The organism is Phycicoccus sp. HDW14, from assembly GCF_011383005.1.
In the GTDB taxonomy this organism is placed as follows: Bacteria; Actinomycetota; Actinomycetes; order Actinomycetales; family Dermatophilaceae; genus Phycicoccus.
Genome location: NZ_CP049935.1, coordinates 1282092 through 1302218, shown reverse-complemented (window position 1 = coordinate 1302218; position 20127 = coordinate 1282092). Strand labels below are relative to the sequence as shown.

Annotated in this window: 22 protein-coding genes and 3 pseudogenes; 15 read left to right on the top strand and 10 right to left on the bottom strand. The window is 73.5% G+C overall.

Translation table 11 applies throughout. The features are described 5' to 3' along the window. Positions 1-168: 168 nt before the first annotated feature. Both G7075_RS22570 and G7075_RS22565 read left to right on the top strand, forming a co-directional pair. A pseudogene (locus tag G7075_RS22570) lies at positions 169-1518 on the top strand (helicase-related protein); the annotation flags it as partial. Positions 1519-1610: 92 nt separating this feature from the next. Beyond that, the gene (locus tag G7075_RS22565) at positions 1611-1832 is read left to right on the top strand and encodes a hypothetical protein (protein ID WP_371814197.1); all 222 of its coding nucleotides are present in this window, start codon (positions 1611-1613) and stop codon (positions 1830-1832) included. Between the two features lie 13 nt (positions 1833-1845). Here G7075_RS22565 and G7075_RS06465 read toward each other — a convergent pair whose 3' ends face one another. Next, on the bottom strand, positions 1846-2256 hold the full coding sequence (locus G7075_RS06465) for a VOC family protein (protein ID WP_166120044.1): 411 nt from the start codon (positions 2254-2256) through the stop codon (positions 1846-1848). 110 nt (positions 2257-2366) lie between these two features. Between G7075_RS06465 and G7075_RS06460 the strand changes: the two genes are divergently transcribed. Next, a complete protein-coding gene (locus tag G7075_RS06460; RefSeq protein ID WP_240917942.1) occupies positions 2367-2789 on the top strand; it encodes a helix-turn-helix transcriptional regulator in 423 nt (140 codons plus the stop codon). Here the strand turns inward: G7075_RS06460 and G7075_RS06455 are convergent. Then, positions 2767-3710, bottom strand: a pseudogene (locus G7075_RS06455) (5'-3' exonuclease H3TH domain-containing protein). The gene G7075_RS06460 and the pseudogene G7075_RS06455 overlap by 23 nt on opposite strands. 82 nt (positions 3711-3792) lie before the next feature. On the opposite strand from G7075_RS06455, the gene G7075_RS06450 reads away from it, so the two are divergent. Next, positions 3793-4215 (top strand): Lrp/AsnC family transcriptional regulator, encoded by a 423-nt coding sequence (locus G7075_RS06450; protein ID WP_205860633.1) that lies wholly within the window; start codon positions 3793-3795, stop codon positions 4213-4215. Continuing rightward, a complete protein-coding gene (locus G7075_RS06445; protein WP_240917941.1) occupies positions 4212-4787 on the top strand; it encodes a DinB family protein in 576 nt (191 codons plus the stop codon). The genes G7075_RS06450 and G7075_RS06445 overlap by 4 nt, the downstream gene beginning before the upstream one ends. Positions 4788-4799: 12 nt before the next feature. On the opposite strand, the gene G7075_RS06440 is transcribed toward G7075_RS06445, so the two are convergent. Beyond that, a complete protein-coding gene (locus G7075_RS06440) occupies positions 4800-5762 on the bottom strand; it encodes an NAD(P)/FAD-dependent oxidoreductase (protein ID WP_166120035.1) in 963 nt (320 codons plus the stop codon). A gap of 50 nt (positions 5763-5812) precedes the next feature. On the opposite strand from G7075_RS06440, the gene G7075_RS06435 reads away from it, so the two are divergent. Beyond that, positions 5813-6394, top strand: a complete 582-nt coding sequence (locus G7075_RS06435) for a helix-turn-helix domain-containing protein (protein WP_240917940.1) — start codon at positions 5813-5815, stop codon at positions 6392-6394. Here G7075_RS06435 and ybaK read toward each other — a convergent pair. Together ybaK and G7075_RS06425 are read right to left on the bottom strand one after the other, a co-directional pair. Then, complete coding sequence (gene ybaK, locus G7075_RS06430) at positions 6391-6876, bottom strand: Cys-tRNA(Pro) deacylase (protein ID WP_166120033.1); 486 nt, start codon at positions 6874-6876, stop codon at positions 6391-6393. The two genes, G7075_RS06435 and ybaK, sit on opposite strands and share 4 nt — an antisense overlap. 33 nt (positions 6877-6909) lie before the next feature. Beyond that, on the bottom strand, positions 6910-8100 hold the full coding sequence (locus G7075_RS06425) for a lysine 2,3-aminomutase (protein WP_240917939.1): 1191 nt from the start codon (positions 8098-8100) through the stop codon (positions 6910-6912). An 87-nt stretch (positions 8101-8187) separates the two neighbouring features. On the opposite strand from G7075_RS06425, the gene G7075_RS22560 reads away from it, so the two are divergent. Then, complete coding sequence (locus G7075_RS22560) at positions 8188-8331, top strand: hypothetical protein (protein ID WP_240917938.1); 144 nt, start codon at positions 8188-8190, stop codon at positions 8329-8331. Between the two features lie 48 nt (positions 8332-8379). Beyond that, positions 8380-9498 carry an L-erythro-3,5-diaminohexanoate dehydrogenase gene (locus G7075_RS06420; RefSeq protein ID WP_240917937.1) on the top strand — a complete coding sequence of 373 codons (1119 nt, stop codon included), beginning with the start codon at positions 8380-8382 and terminating at the stop codon, positions 9496-9498. Here the strand turns inward: G7075_RS06420 and G7075_RS06415 are convergent. Further along, positions 9485-9886 carry a nitroreductase family deazaflavin-dependent oxidoreductase gene (locus tag G7075_RS06415; RefSeq protein ID WP_166120030.1) on the bottom strand — a complete coding sequence of 134 codons (402 nt, stop codon included), beginning with the start codon at positions 9884-9886 and terminating at the stop codon, positions 9485-9487. The genes G7075_RS06420 and G7075_RS06415 overlap by 14 nt on opposite strands. A 39-nt stretch (positions 9887-9925) precedes the next feature. On the opposite strand from G7075_RS06415, the gene G7075_RS06410 reads away from it, so the two are divergent. Further along, positions 9926-11479, top strand: coding sequence for an amidohydrolase (locus G7075_RS06410; RefSeq protein WP_166120027.1), 1554 nt, complete (start codon positions 9926-9928; stop codon positions 11477-11479). 52 nt (positions 11480-11531) lie between these two features. On the opposite strand, the gene G7075_RS06405 is transcribed toward G7075_RS06410, so the two are convergent. From G7075_RS06405 to G7075_RS06395, 3 genes are all read right to left on the bottom strand, one after another. Next, entirely contained in the window at positions 11532-12779 is a 1248-nt protein-coding gene (locus G7075_RS06405; RefSeq protein ID WP_166120024.1) for an HNH endonuclease signature motif containing protein, read from the bottom strand. A 270-nt stretch (positions 12780-13049) separates the two neighbouring features. Beyond that, positions 13050-13625 (bottom strand): GNAT family N-acetyltransferase, encoded by a 576-nt coding sequence (locus G7075_RS06400; RefSeq protein ID WP_166120022.1) that lies wholly within the window; start codon positions 13623-13625, stop codon positions 13050-13052. Positions 13626-13704: 79 nt separating this feature from the next. Continuing rightward, positions 13705-14235, bottom strand: coding sequence for a hypothetical protein (locus tag G7075_RS06395; protein WP_166120019.1), 531 nt, complete (start codon positions 14233-14235; stop codon positions 13705-13707). Positions 14236-14405: 170 nt separating this feature from the next. On the opposite strand from G7075_RS06395, the gene G7075_RS06390 reads away from it, so the two are divergent. From G7075_RS06390 to G7075_RS22555, 3 genes and pseudogenes are all read left to right on the top strand, one after another. Beyond that, the gene (locus tag G7075_RS06390; protein WP_166120016.1) at positions 14406-16013 is read left to right on the top strand and encodes a lysine 5,6-aminomutase subunit alpha; all 1608 of its coding nucleotides are present in this window, start codon (positions 14406-14408) and stop codon (positions 16011-16013) included. Continuing rightward, positions 16010-16876, top strand: a complete 867-nt coding sequence (locus G7075_RS06385) for an OAM dimerization domain-containing protein (protein ID WP_166120014.1) — start codon at positions 16010-16012, stop codon at positions 16874-16876. Before G7075_RS06390 ends, G7075_RS06385 begins: the two co-directional genes overlap by 4 nt. Further along, positions 16873-17094 (top strand): annotated as a pseudogene (locus tag G7075_RS22555) (3-aminobutyryl-CoA ammonia-lyase); the annotation flags it as partial. The gene G7075_RS06385 and the pseudogene G7075_RS22555, both read left to right, overlap by 4 nt. Here the strand turns inward: G7075_RS22555 and G7075_RS22550 are convergent. After that, positions 17043-17228: a hypothetical protein gene (locus G7075_RS22550; RefSeq protein ID WP_371814196.1), complete on the bottom strand. Its 186-nt coding sequence runs from the start codon at positions 17226-17228 to the stop codon at positions 17043-17045. The pseudogene G7075_RS22555 and the gene G7075_RS22550 overlap by 52 nt on opposite strands. Positions 17229-17278: 50 nt before the next feature. On the opposite strand from G7075_RS22550, the gene lnt reads away from it, so the two are divergent. Genes lnt through G7075_RS06365 form a run of 3 tightly spaced genes read left to right on the top strand, consistent with a single transcriptional unit; the run spans position 17279 to position 20101 of the window. Next, positions 17279-18841 carry an apolipoprotein N-acyltransferase gene (gene lnt, locus G7075_RS06375; protein WP_240917936.1) on the top strand — a complete coding sequence of 521 codons (1563 nt, stop codon included), beginning with the start codon at positions 17279-17281 and terminating at the stop codon, positions 18839-18841. Next, positions 18834-19613, top strand: a complete 780-nt coding sequence (locus G7075_RS06370) for a polyprenol monophosphomannose synthase (RefSeq protein ID WP_166120009.1) — start codon at positions 18834-18836, stop codon at positions 19611-19613. The genes lnt and G7075_RS06370 overlap by 8 nt, the downstream gene beginning before the upstream one ends. Further along, positions 19610-20101, top strand: a complete 492-nt coding sequence (locus G7075_RS06365) for an FxsA family protein (protein ID WP_166120006.1) — start codon at positions 19610-19612, stop codon at positions 20099-20101. The genes G7075_RS06370 and G7075_RS06365 overlap by 4 nt, the downstream gene beginning before the upstream one ends. The last annotated feature ends 26 nt before the right edge of the window (positions 20102-20127 follow it).

Here is a 20127-nt window from a genome sequence, read left to right as displayed (position 1 = left end):
CAGCTGCTGGCCGCGGGTACCCGCCTGGTCCCCGAGCGCGAGGGCGACCGCATCCGTCGGCACGTCGAGGTGCGCGTCGAATCCCTCGCCGACGAGGACCTCGGCGTCCTCGGCTACTGGGAGTTCGTCGAAGGCCTGTCGCGCGGGTTCGCGGCCCACCACGCCGGGATGCTCCCGCTGTTCCGCGAGATCGTCGAGGAGCTCTTCACCGAGGGTCGCATCCGGGCCGTGTTCGCCACCGAGACACTGGCGCTCGGCATCAACATGCCGGCGCGCACGGTCGTCCTCGAGAAGCTCGTGAAGTACAACGGCGAGGCCCACGTCGACATCACGCCGGCCGAGTACACGCAGCTGACGGGTCGGGCCGGGCGGCGCGGCATCGACATCGAGGGGCACGCGGTCGTCCAGTGGTCGCGGGGCATGGACCCGATGGCGGTCGGCGGTCTCGCGTCCACCCGCACCTACCCGCTGCGCTCGAGCTTCCGGCCGACCTACAACATGGCCGTCAACCTCGTCGCCCAGGTCGGCCGCGAGGTGGCGCGCGAGGTGCTCGAGACCTCGTTCGCGCAGTTCCAGGCCGACCGTTCGGTCGTCGGCATCGCGACGCAGCTGCGCAAGAACGAGGAGGGCCTCGACGGCTACGCCGACGCGATGCACTGCGACTTCGGTGACTTCCGCGAGTACGCGCGCATCCGCCGCGAGCTCGTCGACGCCGAGAAGGACGGCCGCAAGGCGCGCGCCTCCTCCCGGCGTGCCGAGGCGGCGGTCTCGCTCGAGGCGCTCAAGGTCGGCGACGTCATCCGCATCCCCGCCGGTCGGCGCGCCGGCTGGGCCGTGGTCGTGCAGCCCGCCCGGACCGCGAAGGGGGCACCCACCGGGCCGGCGGTCGTCACCGAGGACAAGCAGTTCCGCCGGCTGACCCTCGTCGACGTGCCCGAGCCGGTCGAGGCGATGGCCCACGTCAGGGTGCCGCCGCACTTCAACCCCAAGTCGCCCAAGTCGCGGCGCGACCTCGCCACGAGCCTGCGCATCGCGACGCCGCGCGGGCTGGAGGACGCCCCCTCGCGCCGCGGCCGGCCCGACCCCACCGCCGCCGACACCGACCTCGTCGAGCACCTGCGCCGCCAGCTGCGCGAGCACCCGTGCCACCAGTGCCCGAAGCGCGAGGAGCACGCCCGCTGGGCCGAGCGGTGGTGGCGGCTGCGGCGCGAGACGACGGGGCTGCAGCGGCGGGTCGAGGGCCGCACCAACACCGTCGCGCGCACGTTCGACCGCATCTGCGAGGCGCTCGAGGCCCTCGGCTACCTCGCCGACGGCGGCACCGTCGTCACCGAGCGCGGCGAGCGGCTGCGGCGGCTCTACACCGAGAAGGACCTGCTGGCGGCCGAGTGCCTGCGCCACGACGTCTGGAAGCGGCTCGACGCGCCCGGGCTGGCGGCCGCGGTCTCCTCGCTCGTCCACGAGCCGCGCCACGAGGAGGCCGACGTCTCGCCGCGGATGCCGAACGACGAGGTCGCCGAGGCCGTCCGGGCGATGGAGCGGCTCTCGGCCGACATCGCCTCCCTCGAGACCGACCACGACCTGCCGTCGACCTCCGCCCCGACGGCGGGATGGCCTGGATGGTGCACCGTTGGGCCTCCGGCGGGCGGCTCGACGACGTGCTGCGCGGTCAGGACATGGCGGCCGGCGACTTCGTCCGGCGCTGCAAGCAGCTCGTCGACCTGCTCGACCAGGTCGGCGACGCGGCCACCGACGGGGTGCTGCGCCGGACCGCCCGGGCGGCGGTCGACGCCGTGATGCGCGGGGTCGTCGCCGCCGACCGCCTCGACTGAGCAGCGGTGCGGCTCAGCCGCCGAAGACCTCGCCGATCCGGATGTGGTTGCCGAACGGGTCGCGCAGCGCGAAGTCCCGGCCGTAGGGCTGCTCGACGATCTCCTGGGTGATGTCGACGCCGGCGGCGCTGACCCTGTCGAACATGCCCTGGACGTCGTCGGTCGTGAAGGCCAGCCAGCCGCCGCCGGCGCCCTTGGTCACCAGCGCGCGCACCTGCTCGGCCGTCTCCTCGTCGTGGGCCGGCGCCCCGGGCATCTCGAGGAGGATGGACTTGGGGTCTCCCGGGACGTGCACGGTGAGCCACCGCATCGGTCCGAAGTCCATGTCCTGCTCGACCTCCAGGCCGAGCACCTCGGTGTAGAAGCGGAGGGCCTCGTCCTGGTCGAGGACGAAGATCGAGGAGATGTTGTTGCGCTTCAGCATGGTTCGGGTCCTTCCCGGGTCGTGGTGTCGGGGACGACGCTAGGAGGCCCGTCGCCGGTGTGCTTCTCCGAAAGTGCGGAGCCGGGATGCCGGGACCGTACGGTGGGCCGGTGAGCGCCGCCGAGGAGGACCGCAACCGGCGGCTGCTGCGGGCCCGCGACCTCGTCGACCGGCACAGCACCGAGCCGCTCGACGTCGAGGCCCTGGCGGCGGTCGCCCTCATGGGCCGGGCGCACTTCATCCGCGAGTTCAAGAAGGTCTTCGGCGAGACGCCGCACCGCTACCTCCAGCGCCGTCGCATCGAGCGGGCGATGACCCTGCTGCGCACGACCGACACCTCGGTCACCGACGTCTGCATGCAGGTCGGGTTCAGCAGCCTCGGCACGTTCAGCCGCACCTTCTCCGAGGTCGTCGGGGTCTCGCCGAGCGAGTTCCGTGGCCATCCCGATCCCGCGACGGCGTTCGTGCCCACCGCGTTCCGGATGCGCTGGACGCGTCCGGCGGGTCCCGTCAGCCCAGGCCGAGGGCCGTGAGCAGCCGGGCGACGGGGTTCTCGATGCCGTGCCGGGCGGCCAGCTCGTCGAGGGCCAGCCGGTCGGCGACGGCCGTGGGCAGCGCGAGCTCGACGTCGGGGACCTGCGCGTCGCGGACGACCCGGACGACGGTCGGCGCCACGTCGAGGTAGGCCCCGGCGGCCTCGAGGTTGGTGCGCCGGGCTCCCTTGAGGGCGGGGTCGCCGGAGTCGACGGCCTCGCGCAGGGCCGCGAGCGACCCGTACTGCTGGATGAGCTGGGCGGCGGTCTTGTCGCCGATGCCCTTGACGCCGGGCAGGCCGTCGCTCGTGTCCCCGCGCAGCACCGACATCTCGAGGTAGGCCTCGCCGGTCGGCACGCCGTACTTCTCCTGCAGCAGCGCCTGGGTCGCGACGTCGGGCTCGCGGACCCCGCCCTTGCCGGTGTAGAGCACCCGCACGCCGTGGGCGTCGTCGACGAGCTGGAGCAGGTCGCGGTCGCCGGTGACGACGTCGACGGGCATGACGCCGTGATGGCGGGTGACGAGCGTGCCGATGACGTCGTCGGCCTCGTGGTCGGCCACGCCGAGACGGGGATGCCGACCGCGGCCAGCGCCTCGCGAATGAGCGGCACCTGCGGGCTGAGGTCGTCGGGGCTCTCCTCGACGACGTCGGAGCCCTCGGTCAGCCGGTGGGTCTTGTACGTCGGCACGAGGTCGACGCGCCACTGCGGCCGCCAGTCGTCGTCCCAGCACGCGACGAGGTGCGTCGGGCGGTGGGCGGTGACGAGGGTCGAGATCATGTCGAGGAACCCGCGCAACGCGTTGGTCGGCGTCTCGGAGGGGTCCTTGCGCTGGTCGGGCACCCCGTAGAAGGCCCGGAAGTACAGCGAGGCCGAGTCGAGGAGCAGGAGCTTGCGCGGTCGGTCCGGGTCGAGCGGCATGCCGGGAGCCTACGGGCAGACCGACCTCCCGGGCCCGGGCGAGTCCGGCGCCGCGTCCGGCCCCGACCACTACGCTGCCCGTGTGGAAGACCTCGACCGGCGGATCGTCGACCTCCTGACCAAGGACGGACGGATCAGCTACACCGACCTCGGCAAGGCGCTCGGCATGTCGACGTCCGCGGTGCACCAGCGGGTGCGGCGGCTCGAGGAGCGCGGCGTCGTCACCGGGTACACGGCCACCGTCGACCACCGGGCCCTCGGCCGCGAGCTGACCGCGTTCATGTCGGTCACGCCGCTCGACCCGTCGGCTCCCGACGACATCCCGGACCGCCTACAGGGCATCACCCAGATCGAGGAGTGCCACTCGGTCGCCGGCGACGAGAACTACATCCTCAAGGTCCGGGTCGCGACGCCCACCGAGCTCGAGGAGCTCATCGCCCGCATCCGCGGCGCCGCCCACGTCTCCACGCGCACGACGGTGGTCCTGTCGACACCGTGGGAGTGAGCATCCCGCCGGGCCTCCCCGGCGACCTGCACAAGTACCTCCAGGACGCCCGCGACTCGATGCTCCGGGCGCTCGACGGGGTGTCGGAGTTCGACGTCCGCCGTCCGCTCACCCCGACGGGTACCAACCTGCTCGGGCTGGTCAAGCACCTGGCCGGGGTCGAGATCGGCTACCTGTCGGAGTCCGTCGGGCGCCGGGCGCCCACGCTGCCGTGGGACGAGGACGGCTCGGTGTGGGAGGGCGGCGACATGTGGGCCCGCGCCGACGAGAGCCGCGAGTGGGTCATCGACCTCTACCGGCAGGCCTGGGCACTCTCCGACGCGGCACTGGCCGAGCTGCCGCTCGACCATCCGGCCGCACCGGCGTGGTGGCCCGAGGAGACGCGGCAGACCACCTTCGGGCACCTCGTCGTCCGGGTCACCGCCGAGACGGCGCAGCACGCCGGCCACGCCGACATCCTGCGCGAGCTGCTCGACGGGCAGGCAGGCCGCGACCACGACGCCCAGGGCGACACCGCCCAGTGGGAGCGCTTCGTCGCCGACATCCAGCACGCCGCCGACACCCACCGCTGAGTCCGCGGACCGTCAGCCGGCGAGCCGTCGCTCCTGGTCCTCGGCCACCAGCTCGGCGTTGACCATCGCCCCGACCCTCGTGCCGGCCGCCGCGGCCATGACGACCTGGGACATCGGCTCGGCGACGTTCCCGGCAGCCCAGACCCGCGGCACCGAGGTGCGGCCCATCGGGTCGAGGGCGACGTGGCGCGCGGCGACCCGGCCGAACATCTCGAGGTCGACGAGCGGGACCCCGAGGGCGTCGAGCACCGCCGACCGCGCCTCGACAACCGAGGCGACCGCGACGGCGTCCGCGCGGACCACGCCGGCCGGCGTCTCGACCCCCGTCAGCACGCCGTCGCACTCGACGACGGCGGTGGCGGGTCCCTCGACGACCTCGACCCCGAGGGCGCCCAGCCGCTGTCGCGCCGTGGCGTCGAGCGCCGACGGGTCGTGCACGAGGACCGTGAGGTGCTCGGTCAGCTGGCCGAACAGGCCGGCCTGGTGCACCGCCGCCGGCGTGGTCGCGAGGACCACCACGCGCCGGTCGCGCACCTCCCACCCGTGGCAGTACGGGCAGTGGACGACGCCGCGCCCCCACTGCTCGCGCAGGCCGGGGACGTCCGGCAGCTCGTCGACCGCGCCGCTCGTCACGACGAGGTGCCGTGCCGCCCAGGCCGACCCGTCCGCACCCTCGACGACGACCCGGTCGCCGTCGAGGCGCGCCCCGACCGCCTCGACCTCGACGATCCGGCGGCCGTAGGACGCGAGCTCGGCGCGGCCTCGGGCCAGCAGCTCGAGCGGGGGGACGCCGTCGTGGCCGACGAAGGCGTGCACGCCGTCGGCCGGGGCGTTGCGCGGGGCGCCGGTGTCGAGGACGACGACGTCGCGGCGCGATCGCGCGAGGACGGTGGCCGCGGACAGCCCGGCGGCACCGCCACCGACGACGAGGACGTCGACCGGGGTCGGAGGGGCGGTGGAGGTCTCGGTGGTCATGCCCCGAGGGTGCGGGCGACAGGGACAGGACGGCAAGGTACGTTGCCGATGTGGCAACCCTCGACCCCACCGCCGTCGGCGCCCGGCTGCGGTCCGTCCGCACCCGGCGCGGGATGACCCTCGCCGACGTCTCCGCCGCCACCGGCATCTCGGTGAGCACGCTCTCGCGGCTGGAGTCCGGGTCGCGGAAGGCGACGCTGGAGCTTCTCGTCGCCCTCGCCGGCACCTACCGCGTCACCCTCGACGAGCTCGTCGACGCCCCCGAGACCGGCGACCCCCGCGTGCACCTGCGACCGACCGAGCACCCGTACGCCAGCGTCATCCCGCTGACCCGGCGGGTCGGTGGTCCGCGAGCCTTCAAGATGGTGCTGCGCCCGGACGGCCGCCGGCCCGACCCGCGCACGCACGAGGGGTACGACTGGGTCTACGTTCTCGACGGCCGGCTACGGCTCGTCCTCGGCGAGCACGACGTCGTCCTCGGGGTCGGGGAGGTCGCCGAGTTCGACACGCGCACGCCGCACTGGTTCGGGTGCGCCGACGACCGGCCGGTGGAGCTGCTGAGCATCATGGGCCCGCAGGGCGAGCGGATGCACGTGCGCGCCCGGCCGCGCCGAGCCGCAGCGGAGTCCTAGCGACCGATGTCGGCGACGACCGCGCCGGTCATCCGGACGAGGTCGGTGGAGGAGAGGCCGAGGTCGAGGCCGCGCCGGCCTCCCGAGACGTAGACCGTGTCGAACAGCTCGGCGCTCTCGTCGACGACGGTGGGCAGCGGCCGCTTCTGACCGACGGGCGAGATGCCGCCGACGACGTAGCCGGTCGAGCGCTCGGCCGCGGTGGGGTCGGCCATCGTCACGCGCTTGACCCCGAGGGCGGTGGCCATCGCCTTGAGGTCGAGCATCCCGGAGACCGGGACGACGCCGACGGCCAGCCCCGCGCCGGTCTCGACGAGGAGGGTCTTGAACATCTGCTCGGCCGGCAGCCCGAGCGCCGCGACGGCCTCCAGGCCGTACGACGGCGCGGAGGGGTCGTGCTCGTACACGTGCTGGGAGAACCCGACGCCCGCCGCCGTGAGGGCCGCGGTGGCGGGCGTCCCGGAGGGTGCTCGGCGGGCCATGCCGCCGAGCCTACGACCGGCTGGTGCGGTGGGTCAGGCGAGGTCGGCGGCCGAGGCGGCGCGCGAGGCACCCGCACCGGCGAGGGCCGCGACGTGGGCCCCCTCGACGTCGGTGTTCGTGCGCCACCAGTCCTGACCGGCCTCGGAGAGGGTGTAGATCGGGTCGTAGTAGACGTACTCGCGCGAGAGAGCGTCGGTGTCGGCGGCCTCGATCGAGGTGCGGTAGTTCTTGCGCCAGAACGACATCCCCTTCTCGGTGTCGTAGCTGTCGACCTGGTGCACCCAGCGCTTGCCGACGAACGGCACGTCGCAGACGATGCGCGGCGTGGCGAACCCCGGGAGGTAGCCCATGATCGCGTGCTGCAGGTGCTGGGCCTCGCGCAGCGACAGGCGCCAGTGCTCCGAGAACGGGATCATGTCGCACATGTAGAAGTAGTACGGGGTGATGCTCGCCTCGTCCTGGAGGGCGAAGCAGAGGTCGAGCAGCTGGTCGGAGCTGTCGTTGACGCCGCGCATCAGGACGCCCTGGTTGCGGACGTCGCGGACGCCGGCCTCGAGCATCGTGCGGGCCGCCTCGGCGACCAGGGGCGTGACCGACTGCGCGTTGTTGACGTGCGTGTGGATGGCCAGCGACACACCGCGCGAGCGGGCCTTGGCGCTGACCCGGGCCACGCCCTCGACGACGTCGGCCTGGAGCCAGTGCTGCGGCAGGCCCATGAGCGCCTTGGTGGCGAGCCGGATGTCGCGGATGTTCTCGACGTCGAGCAGCTTGTCGAGGAAGCCCTCGAGGTTCTTCCACGGCATGTTCGCCACGTCGCCACCGGAGACGACGACGTCGCGGACGCCGGGGGTGCGCTGGAGGTAGTCGAGCATCGCGGCGTAGCGGTCGACCGGCTTGCCGGCGAGCTTGAGCTTGGTGAACTGCGGCGTCGAGTTGCCGACGAGGTCCATCCGCGTGCAGTGGCCGCAGTACTGCGGGCACGTCGGCAGCATCTCGGCGAGCACCTTGGTGGGGTAGCGGTGGGTCAGGCCCTCGACCGCCCACATGTCGTGCTCGTGGAGGCTGTCGCGCGTGGCGAACGGGTGGCTCGCCCAGTCGGTGCGCCGGTCGGAGAAGACCGGGAACATGTAGCGGCGCACCGGGTCGGCGTAGAACGCGTCGGTGAACGCCGCGCCGGCCGACGGCATCGGGGTGTCGGTGGCCGGGACCATCGTGTTGAGCATCTGCGGGGGACGAGCATCGACATCGTGGCGCGCTCGGCCTGGTCGCGCTCGAGGTCGTCGTAGAAGCGGTCCTCGAGCAGGTCGCCCATGACGGCGCGCAGCTGGCCCACGTTCTTGACGCAGTGGGCGCGCTGCCACTGGGCGCTGGCCCAGTCCTCGGCGGTGACCTCGCGCCAGCCGGGGAGGCGGGTCCAGTCGGGCTCCACCAGCTCGCGGCGCCGGTACGCGTAGGGCTGCTCGATCGAAGTCGTCATGCGTGGCAGGATAAAGGACGAATGCATGCTCTTTCCACGTCTTGACCGCAAGACCTTCGGCCGCGTGTCGCAGGATGAGGAGTTTCTTGTGCGCAGCACCCCATCGTCACCCGTCGGCCTCCACCGGGTCCTCGAGCCCGCCGGCGTCTCGCTGCCCCAGGCCGCGCGCGTCCTCGACCCCTCGCCCGAGCTGTGGCCCGACGAGGTCCGCATCGACGTCGAGACCCTCAACCTCGATGCCGCCTCCTTCCGCCAGCTCACCGAGAAGCACGGCGGCGACGGTGCGGCCGTGCGGGCCGAGGTCCTATCGATCGTCGCCGAGCGGGGGAAGATGCAGAACCCGGTGACGGGGTCGGGCGGGATGCTCGTCGGCACCGTCGCCGAGGTGGGCCCCGAGTCGCCGCTCGGGCTGGCCGTCGGCGACCGAGTGGCCACGCTCGTCTCGCTCTCGCTGACCCCGCTCGTCATCACCGACGGGCTCGAGCGCTGGGACGGCGGCTCCGAGCGGGTCCCGGCTGCGGGGACGGCCGTCCTCTTCGGTCGCTCGATCGCCGCCCGGCTGCCCGAGGACCTCTCGCCCGAGCTCGCGCTCATGGTCATGGACGTCTGCGGGGCGCCGGCGCTCGTGGCCCGCGTCGTCGCCGAGCACCTGGCGCGGGGGAGCGCCCCGACCGTGCTCGTCCTCGGCGGGGCCGGCAAGTCGGGGTCCCTGTCGCTGGCCGCCGCTCGCGAGGCCGGGGCCGGACGGCGCATCGGGGTCGTGCCGACGGAGACCGAGGCGGAGCTGCTGCGGGGCACGTCGCTGGCCGACGAGGTCGTCGTCGCCGACGCCCGGTCGCCGCTGGGGCTGTCCGAGGCCGTGGCCGCCGCGGGTGGGCCGGCCGACGTCACCGTCGTGTGCGTCGACGTGCCGGGCTGCGAGCAGCCGGCCGTGCTCGCCACGGCCCAGGGCGGCACGATCATCTACTTCTCGATGGCCACGAGCTTCGCCGCCGCGGCCCTCGGCGCGGAGGGCCTGGCCGCCGACGTGCGGATGCTCGTCGGCAACGGCTACGTCCCCGGTCACGCCGACCTGGCCGTCGACCTCGTGCGTCGCGACGCCGACGTGCGTGCGCTGTTCGAGTCGCGGCTCAGCGAGGGCTGACCGGCTCGCTCGCCAGGACGGGCATCTCGACGAACTCGTGCACCGACGCGAGCCCGAGAACGACCCGGGCGAGGGCGGGCACGCGCGAGCGGCCGACGTCCTCCGGCAGGTCGACGGGTGGGCCGAGGGTCAGGAGCTCGCGGCCCAGCCGGAGCCGGCAGCCGCCCGCCGCGCGGGTGTTGCGCAGCCAGTCGACGCGCGGCCCGTAGGTCAGGGCGAAGGTGACCCGGTCTCCGTCGCGGAACGCGTTGACGGGGTTGCGGAAGGTGCGGCCCGAGCGGCGTCCCACGTGCTCGATCTCCGCGAACGAGCCGTGGCCCACGAGGTGGACCATCACCTTGTTCGTGACGCGCTTGTTGAACCTGCCGATCGCCAGCGGGAGGGCCATGCCACGACCGTACGCCCGACGCCTCCTAGAGTGACGCCCGTGCCGACGACCCTCTTCCGCCACGCCCGCGTCCGGACGCCCGAGCACCCGGCGGCCACCGCCCTCGTCGTCGGCGACGACGGGCGCACCGCCTGGGTGGGCGACGAGTCGGGCGCCGACCGGCACGCCGGAGTCGTCGACGTGGTCGTCGACCTCGACGGGGCTGTAGTGCTCCCCGGCTTCGTCGACGCCCACGCGCACGTGTCGCACACTGGTCTCGGGATGCGCGGCGTCGACCTGTCGGGGACCCGCACGGTCACCGAGGCCCTTGACCTGGTCGCCGGGGCCGCGCGCGAGACGCCCGGCGCGCCGGTGTTCGCGCACGGGTGGCAGGAGCAGGACTGGACGCGGGAACGCGCGATGACCGCCGCCGAGCTCGACCGTGCGACGGCCGACGGCATCGTGTACGCCTCACGGATCGACGGCCACTCGGCGGTCGTGTCCTCGTCGCTCGCCACGGCGTGTGGGGCGGCGGCACTCGACGGCTGGTCGTCCTCGGGCTTCGTCGTGCGTGACGCCAAGAACGCGGCCCGGGCGATGTTCGACGCGTCGCGGTCGCGCGACGACCGTCGGGCCGACGTCGAGACGGCGCTGCGAGCCGCGGCCGCCCGGGGCATCGTCGCCGTGCACGAGTGCGGCGGACCGCTGTTGACGTCGGCCGAGGACTTCGCCGACGTGCTCGACCTCGGCCGGCGCGCCGACCTCCCGACCACCGTCGGGTACTGGGCTGAGCCGGTGACCAACGCCGAGCAGGCCCGCGCACTGGTGGCGCTGCACGGGGCCGTGGGGCTGGCAGGCGACCTCAACATCGACGGGTCGATCGGGTCGCACACGGCCCTGCTGCGCGACGGGTACACGGACGAACCGGGCTGCAGCGGAACGGCCTACCGCGACTCGGCGGGCGTGCGCGACCACGTGGCGGCGTGCGCGCTGGCCGGCGTGCAGAGCGGCTTCCACGTCATCGGCGACGCCGGGATGGACCTCGTCCTCGAGGGCTACGAGCGCGCGGCCGCGCTGGTCGGGGTCGACGTGCTGCGCGCGTCGCGGCCGCGGCTGGAGCACGCCGAGATGGCCGACGCCGCCGGCATCGCGACGATGGCCCGGCTCGGCATCGGCGCCAGCGTGCAGCCGGCCTTCGACGCGTACTGGGGTGGCCGCGAGGGGATGTACGCCACGCGGTTGGGCGCGTCGCGTGGGGTGGCGACGAACCCGCTGGCCGACTTCGTCGGATCGGGGGTGCGGCTCGGGCTGGGGTCGGACTCGCCCGTGACGCCGTTCGCGCCGTGGGTCGCCGTGCGTGCCGCGGTGGAGCACCGGGACGAGGTGTCGCGCATCCCTACCGCGGTCGCCTTCGGTGCGCACACGGTCGGCGGGTGGGAGCTGTCCGGAGTCGCCGGGGGAGAGCTGCGGGTCGGCGCGCCGGCGACGTTCGCGGCCTGGTCGGTGGCCGAGGTCGACGCCGACGGGCTGCCGGTGCTCGGCGGGGGAGCGCCCCTCCCCGAGTGCCTCCTCACCGTCCGCGACGGCATGGTGCTCCACTCCGCCCTGGCCTGAGTCGGCGCAGGCGCGTCGGCAAGGCCATACTGCTCCGACGTCTGGGCAGGGGTCAGGTGCGGTGGGCGGGTTCGGTGGTGCGGGTCTGCCCGTTCGGGCCGTGCCAGGTGATGGTGCCGTCGGAGGACAGGACCGGGCGCCATCGCGCTTGCTGCTTGAAGCAGTGGTGACGTCGGCAGAGGGACTCGAGCCCGCTCGGGGTCGTCTCACCGTCGGGCCAGGCTCGGACGTGGTCGAGGTCGCAGGCCACGGCGGGTCGCGAACATCCCCACATCCGGCAGGTGCCGTCCCGGGTCTTCACGAAGTCGGCGATCGCCTTGGGTGGTCGATACGCGGTGGTGTTGACCGAGGCGAGGGTGCCGGTGTCGGCCTCGAGGACGGCTCGGGCGACGTCCATCGGGAGGAGCTTGAGGAGGTTCGCGAGGGTGGCTGGCTCGACCCAGCCGAGGTTCGGCAGGTGGGTCCCGGAGACCGCGAACCCGGGCGACACCTCGGCCAGTACCACGGCCCGGTCGCTGGGGTCGAACTCTGGCTCGGTCACCCAGGAGAGGGCTTCACGGCTGGCGGGGTCGAGGTCGCCGTAGCGGACCTCCTCACCCGTGGGGGCGTCGATGATCGTCTCGTCGTCGTCCCACTCCACCCGGAAGCGTTCCCCAGCAGCAGCCTCCGGTGCCGGACGGTCGGTGACGACGGGCACGCCGAGGGTGACCTGCGCGGACACGGTCACGTTCCGCAGCACCAGATCGGTCAGGGCATCCGCGCACGACTCCCGGACCGAGAGCGTGTCGTCGACCTGCCGGTACTCACCGGCCAGCTTCTCGACGGCCGACCACATCGCCGCCGACGTCGCCGTCGGGAGCGAGGCGAACCAGTCGGTCAACCCGTCCTCCCCGGGACGGACCTCCACGCACCGACCCCGCTTCCGCAAGGCCACGTATGCAGCGACCTGGTCCCCAGCCACCCGGGTCGCCACGCGACGCGCCTCCGACGTGACGCGGGCCGGGTCCATCACGGGCAGCCGCGGCGCCAGCTCGGCGTCGACCTTCACACAGGCCTCGACGTCCAACCCAGCGCAGGCGTCGACGACCTTCTGGGCGTTGACGGCGGCGAGGTCACCGGACAGGAGCAGGTCACGGGTCATGGGGAACCGCTCACCCAGGGCGGCGCCGAGCGCGGCCTTGCGCCCGGCCACGCCCTCGGTCAGCCCGCACGCCAGCGACATCTCCGTCGCGGCCATCGCATCCATGAAGCCCAGCGGGTGCACCCGCTCCCACGAGCCCGACCGCATCGTCGTCTCCACCCGCGCACCCCACGCACCAGCCACGGCGACCGCAGCATCCGCCGCGTTCGCCAGACCCTGCAGCTCACCCGCGACCTCGAAAGCCTCCTCCGCGGACAGCAGGTGACCCGACTCCGCGAGCTCACGACCCAGCCGCGCGCACTCCTCACGGAGTGCCGCGATGCGGCTCGAGATCGTCCCCTGTCCATGCCTCATCCTACTCGAACGGGCGTTCGACCCGCAAGAGTTATCCACAGTTCTTTCGCTGCGGCGCAACGATTTTGACCCCCGTCACCCTCCGCGCCGCGCCTTCCACTCGGACCGCAGGATCGCGTACTCGTACCCGTCGACCCAGCCCAGCTCGGCGTGCCAGGAGTCCTCGACGCCGTGCTGCTCGCGCCGCATCCCGTGCCGCTCCATCGTCCGCCACGACGCAACGTTGTCGGCGAAGCACCCCGCGAGCACGCGGTGCATCCCGAGGTCGGCGAAGGCGACCTCGAGCAGGACTCCGAGCAGCCGCGTGCCGACCCCGCGCCCGTGCCACTCCGGGTCGACCAGGTACCCCACGCGCCCGAGCGCGCCGACCCAGGCGTCCCCGACGTCTTGCCCCATCCCGTCCTTGACGCCGAGGTACCCCGACGCCACGAGCCGGCCGTCCACGACGCCCGCCACGGACACCCCGGCCGGGTCGGCCTCGGCCGCCTCGAGGCGTTCGGTGGCCTCGTCGGCCCGCGTCGTCAGGAGCCAGCGCGTGACCCGCGGGTCCGTGCGCCACGCGAGGTAGGCGTCGACGTCCTCGGGACCGAACTCGCGCACGAGGAGGTCCCCGGACCGGCGGGGGAGGGAGACGGCGAGGCGGGTGGGCACCCACCGATGCAACCAGACGCGGCGGCGCCCCTCCACCGAGTTCGGGGGAGGGGCGCCGGCCCAGCACGGCCGGCCGGTCTCAGCAGCCGCCGCAGCTGTAGTAGGTGACGTCCCAGTGGTTGCCCTCGTCGGCGTAGACGTTCCCCGACGCGGCCTTGTACTGCGCCGCCCCGTCACCCCGCAGCCCGATGTACGTGTACGTGCCGTGGATCCAGCTCGTGAGGCAGGTCGTCCGCGAGAAGTCGAGCTTGTACCCGTTGTAGTGCGAGTACGTCCCGCTCGCGTGGCCGACCTCGGTGCCGCCGGTGATGTTCAGCGCGCACCCGCTCGCCGACCTCAGCGTCCGCGCGCCGTCGACGGTCGCCTGGCGGAGACCGTCGAACGAGGTGCACGTCGGGTTGCTCCGCGTCGTGCAGCCACCCGACGACGACCACGTGATCCCGGCCGCCCGGAACTGCGACTCGGCACTGGCCTGGGTCACCGCCGCCGCCGGTCCCGCGAAGGCGACGCCGGTCAGCACGGCCGTCGCTCCGGCGAGGGCGGAGGCGACGACACGGCGCCGGGCTCGAGGTGCGCGGGTGGTGGTCCGGTCGGCAGTGAGGGTGGTCATCGTCGTCCCTTCGCTCGGTGCCCGCCCGCACGGTTGCCGGGCGTGACTTTGTCCCGTCCAGCGAACCGTCGTCGTGAACCACCTGCAACCGGGGGAGCGGAGACGCGAGGATCTGCGGTCCGGGCGCCGTGTGGCCACAGGACCTCCGGTCGGATTGCTAGATTGACGCCGTGTCTTCACGTCGTCCCGCCCTCCTCGACCTCGACCCGGCCGTCGTCCGTCGGGCCCGCAGCCTGGCCCGCAAGGCCGGCAAGCCGGTCGTCGACCTCGCCCGGGCCCACACCACCGTCTCCGTCGAGCGGGCCACGCTGCGCCTCGCCGGCCTGTCCGGCGCCGACCACGACGGCACTCCGTGGGTCAACCACCTCGTCGACGCGGTGCGCGACGGCGTCGGGCTCGAGCACGGCGTCACGACCCCCGTCTGGGACGCTCTGCGCCGCGGCGAGGCCCCCGACCTGCTGACCCTCGCGCAGAAGGCCAGCAGCGGCAGCGCCTCCTTCCGCCTCCCCGAGAAGCGCGACCTCACCGCCTCCCGCACGGCGGCCCGCAAGGCCGTCGCGAAGGGCATCCGCACGGTCGACTCCCAGCGCCGCGCCCGCGAGCGGATGGTCGCCAAGGTCGGCGACGCCCCGCGCACGCCGTGGATCTACCTCATCGTCGCGACCGGTGACATCCACGAGGACATCCCGCAGGCCCAGGCCGCGGCGCGCGAGGGCGCCGACGTCATCGCCGTCATCCGCTCCACGGGCCAGTCCCTCCTCGACTTCGTCCCCGAGGGCGCGACCCGCGAGGGCTACGCCGGCACCTACGCCACCCAGGAGAACTTCCGCCTCATGCGGGCGGCCCTCGACGACACCAGCCGCGAGCTCGGCCGCTACGTCCGGCTGACCAACTACGCGTCCGGCCTGTGCATGCCCGAGATCGCGGCCCTCGCGGGCCTCGAGCGGCTCGACATGATGCTCAACGACTCGATGTACGGGATCCTCTTCCGCGACATCAACCCGATCCGCACCTTCGTCGACCAGCGCTTCAGCCGCCAGGTCCACGCGCGCGCCGGCATCATCATCAACACCGGCGAGGATAACTACCTGACGACCGCCGACGCCGTCGAGGCCGCGCACACCGTCACGGTCAGCCAGCTGCTCAACGAGTACTTCGCCAAGGAGGCCGGCCTCGAGGACTGGCAGCTCGGCCTCGGCCACGCCTTCGAGATCAACCCCGAGGTCCCCGAGAGCTTCCGCCTCGAGCTGGCCCACGCCCTGCTGGCCCGCCAGCTCTTCCCGGACGCCCCGCTCAAATGGATGCCGCCGACCAAGCACATGACCGGCGACGTCTTCCGCGGCTACCTCCTCGACGGGTTCTTCAACCTCGTCGGGGCGATGACCGGCCAGGGCATCCTCCTCGTCGGGATGATGACCGAGGCCGTCGTCACCCCGTGGCTCTCCGACCGCGACCTCGCGCTGCAGAACGTCCGCTACGTGATGGAGGCCGCCGGCGGCCTGACCGAGGACTTCCACCCGCCGCACGACGGGCTCATCCAGACCCGGGCCCGGCAGGTGCTCTCGGAGGCCGTCGACCTGCTCGACACGATCGTCTCCGACACGAGCACCAAGGGCTCGGCGCACCCGCAGCCGCTGCTCGCCGCCATCACCGACGGCACCTTCGGGGCGATGAAGCGCCCACCGACCAAGGGCAAGGGCCTGGACGGCGTCGTCGTCAAGGCCGACGGCTACGACAACCCCGCGACCACGCTGCTCGACGAAGGGGCCACCCGATGACCCGCTCCACCGCGCAGGAGGCGCGCGACCGCACCCACCAGCACGAGGGCGAGCGCCGCCGCGAGCACCCCGTGACCGGCGAGCCGAGCCTCCACGAGCCCGGACCGATCGTGCGCCCCTACGGCGACACGACCGGCGACGGCATGGTGCAGGTGTCGTTCACCCTGCCGCTGCCGCACGACAAGCGGGCCGAGGGCGCCGCGCTCCAGCTCGCCGCGAAGATGGGGATGAGCCCCGCGCTGCTCGTCCACGCCAAGGCGATGGGCCCGCACTTCACCTTCTTCGTCGTCTACGGCTCGGTGACCCACCTCGTCGACGTCCGCGAGGTCCAGGTCGTCGAGCGCGAGTTCCCGCTGCTCGGGTCGGCCGAGGTCAACCAGGCCATCCGGGCGCAGCTCGGGCGCAAGCTCGTCGTCGTGGGGGCATGCATCGGCACCGACGCGCACACGGTCGGCATCGACGCGATCCTCAACATCAAGGGGTTCGCGGGGGAGAAGGGCCTGGAGTACTACCGCGAGATGAAGGTCGTGAACCTCGGCGCGCAGGTCCTCGTGCCCGAGCTCGTCGAGAGCGCCCGCGAGGTCGGCGCCGACGCCGTGCTCGTCTCGCAGGTCGTCACCCAGAAGGACGCCCACATCCACAACACCACGACGATGTCGGCGGCCTTCCGCGAGGCCTTCCCGGCCGGCGAGGTGCCGCTGCTCGTCGTCGGCGGCCCGCGCTTCGAGGAGGGGTCGGCGGCCGCGCTCGGCGTCGACCGCGTCTTCGGCCGCGGCACGACCCCCGGCGAGGTGGCCTCCTACCTCGTCCACGAGCTCGTCGCCCCCCGCACCACCCGCGACCCCCGAGGAGAGCAGCGATGACCCGCGCCGAGGTCGGCCTGACCGTCACCCACCGCCGCTACGTCCCGTTCAGCCACGCGCACTACGCCGGCAACCTCGTCGACGGCGCCTACAGCCTCGCCGCGTTCGGCGACGTCGCCACCGAGATGTGCATCCGCACCGACGGCGACGAGGGCCTCTTCGCCTCCTACTCCGACGTGCAGTTCGTCGCGCCCGTGCGCGCCGGCGACGTCATCGAGATCGAGGCCCGGCTGGTGCGCGTCGGGACCCGCTCGCGCGAGATGGCGTTCGAGGTGCGCGTCGTCGGCCGCGGCGCCCCGGAGCGCGGGGAGTCGGCGGCCGACGTCCTCGACCCGCCGCTCGTCGCGACCACGGCCCGCGGGGTCGTCGTCGTCCCCCAGCGGGGTGAAATACGGTGGGCCCGTGCCCACCCCGCCCCGGCTCCCGGCGAGCCTGCTCGCCGCCGTGCTCGCCGGGCTCGCCCTCTGGCTGGCCTTCCCCGACCACGACCTCTGGTGGCTCGCGCCGGTCGGCGTCGCCCTCCTCGGCGCCGCCACCCTGACCGCCGGCGGGCCGCGCGGCTTCCTCCTCGGGCTGCTCGCCGGGCTCGCCTTCTTCGTCCCGACCCTCTCGTGGTCCGGCGTCTACGTCGGCGAGCTCCCGTGGTTCGCCCTGGCCACCCTCGAGGCGCTCTACCTCGCGATGATGTCGGCGGTCGTCGGGTGGGCCGGGCGCCGGCTCGTCGCCGCCGGCCACCGCGGCGCCGCGCTGCTGCTCGTCCCCCTGGCCTGGGTCGCCCAGGAGTGGGCCCGCTCCACCACCCCGTACGGCGGGTTCCCGTGGGCGCGCCTGGCGTTCAGCCAGGCCGACGGACCGCTGGCCCACCTGGCCCGCTGGTTCGGCGCACCGGGCGTGACCTTCGCGGTGGCCGTCGCCGGCACCGGGCTGCTCGCCCTCGGCTGGGCGCTGTTGGGACGTCGGCCGGTGGGGATGGCGCTCGCTCTCGTCGTGGCCGCCCTACCGCTCGCCTCCGGGCTCATCCACCTGCCCACCGACGGGCGCACCGAGGCGGTCGGCTTCGTCCAGGGCAACGTGCCGAAGGCGGGGCTCGACTTCAACGCCCAGCGCCGGGCGGTGCTCGACAACCACGTGCGCGGCACCGAGTCCCTCGCCGACCGGGCACCCGACGACCTCACCCTCGTGGTCTGGCCCGAGAACGCCTCGGACATCGACCCCTTCCGCAACCCCGACGCGAACGCCGAGATCCGCGCCGTGCAGCAGCGGCTCGGTGTCCCGCTCGTCGTCGGGGCCGTCCTCGCCGAGCCCGTCGGCGCCAACTCCAACGTCTCGCTGTTCTACACGGGAGCCGGTGAGCCGCAGCGCTACACCAAGCTGCACCCGGTGCCGTTCGCGGAGTACATCCCGCACCGCGAGTTCTTCCGGATGTTCACCTCGGCCGCCGACCTCGCCGGCAACTTCGTCGCGGGGACGACGATCGGCGTCTTCGAGGTGCCCGCACCCGGCGGCTCCTACGCGGCCCTGCCGACCATCTGCTTCGAGGTCGCCTACGACGGGCTGATGCGCGACAGCGTGGCCGCCGCCGACGGGCGCGACTCGCTGATCATGGTCCAGACCAACAACGCGACCTTCGGGTACACCGCCGAGTCCGAGCAGCAGTTCGCCATCTCGCGCATCCGGGCCATCGAGCACGGGCGCAGCGTCGTCCACGTCTCGACCGTCGGCGTCAGCGGGTTCGTCGCACCCGACGGCACCGTGACCGGGAAGACCGGCCTGTTCACGGCCGAGCAGCGGCTGGGCCGACCGGTGCTGCGCCACGAGGAGACCCCCTCGGACCGGTTCGGCGAGGCCCCCGTCGTCGTCGCCACCGCGCTGCTCGCCCTGCTCGTCCTCGCTGCGGGCCGGGTCCGTCCGCGCGTTAGGCTGGCCGCAGAGCCCGCCACCCCCGAGGAACACCCCGTTGCCTGACACCACCCGTCCGCCGCTCGAGCGCGTCGCCGTGCTCATCCCGACGTACAACGAGGCCGAGAACCTGCCGGTCGCCGTCCACGGCGTGCGCTCGGCCGTCCCCGCCGTCGACGTCGTCGTCCTCGACGACGCCTCCCCGGACGGCACCGGGCAGATCGCCGACGCCCTCGCCGCCGAGGACCCGCACGTCCACGTGCTCCACCGCGCCGGCAAGGAGGGCCTCGGGGCCGCCTACCTCGCCGGCTTCCACTGGGCCCTCGAGCACGGCTACGACGCCGTCGTCGAGATGGACGCCGACGGCTCGCACCGCCCCGAGCACCTGCCCGCCCTCCTCGCGGCCGCCGAGCACGCCGACGCCGTCATCGGCTCGCGGTGGGTCCCCGGCGGCAAGGTCGTCAACTGGCCGCTGCACCGCAAGGCGCTCTCGGTCGGCGGCAACCTCTACGTCAAGGTCCTGCTCGGGATGCCCGTCAACGACGCCACGGCCGGGTTCCGGGTCTACCGGGCCGACGCGCTGCGCCGGATGGGCCTGGAGGACGTCGCCTCCCAGGGCTACTGCTTCCAGACCGACCTCACCTGGCGGGCGGTGCGCTCCGGGCTGACCGTCGTCGAGGTGCCCATCACCTTCGTCGAGCGCGAGGTCGGGGCCTCCAAGATGAGCCGCGACATCATGACCGAGTCGCTGCGCCGCATCACCGGCTGGGGGGTGCGCCACCGGGCCCGCCAGGTGCGCGAGCTGACCCGCCGTCCCGAGCGCTGGCACGAGCTGTGACCCGGCCCGGCGCCACGCCCTACGCCGGTCGCGGCCGGCGGGGTCGGCTCGTGCGCCGGCTGCTCGTCGTCGTCCTCGTCCTCGTGCCGCTCGTCGAGGTGGCGACCATCGTCCTCGTCGGTCGCACCATCGGCGGCTGGCCGACCGTCCTGCTCCTGCTGCTCACCTCGGTCCTCGGCGCCTGGGTCATCCGCAAGGAGGGCGCTCGGGCGTGGGGTGCCCTGCGCGAGGCCCTGCGCAGCGGGCGGATGCCGGCCCGCGAGCTCGCCGACGGCGTCCTCGTGCTCGTCGGGGGAGTGCTGCTGCTCGTCCCGGGGTTCGTCACCGACGTCCTCGGGCTGCTCGTCATCCTGCCGTGGACGCGGCCGATCGCCCGGATCTGGCTGGAGGCCGTCGTCGCCCGTCGGCTGTTCGGGGCCTTCGGGGGCGGCCCGGGCCGGCCGGGTGACGGTCCACCGGACGTCGTGCAGGGCCAGATCGTCGACTGAGCGCACACGACGACGCGCCGGCTACC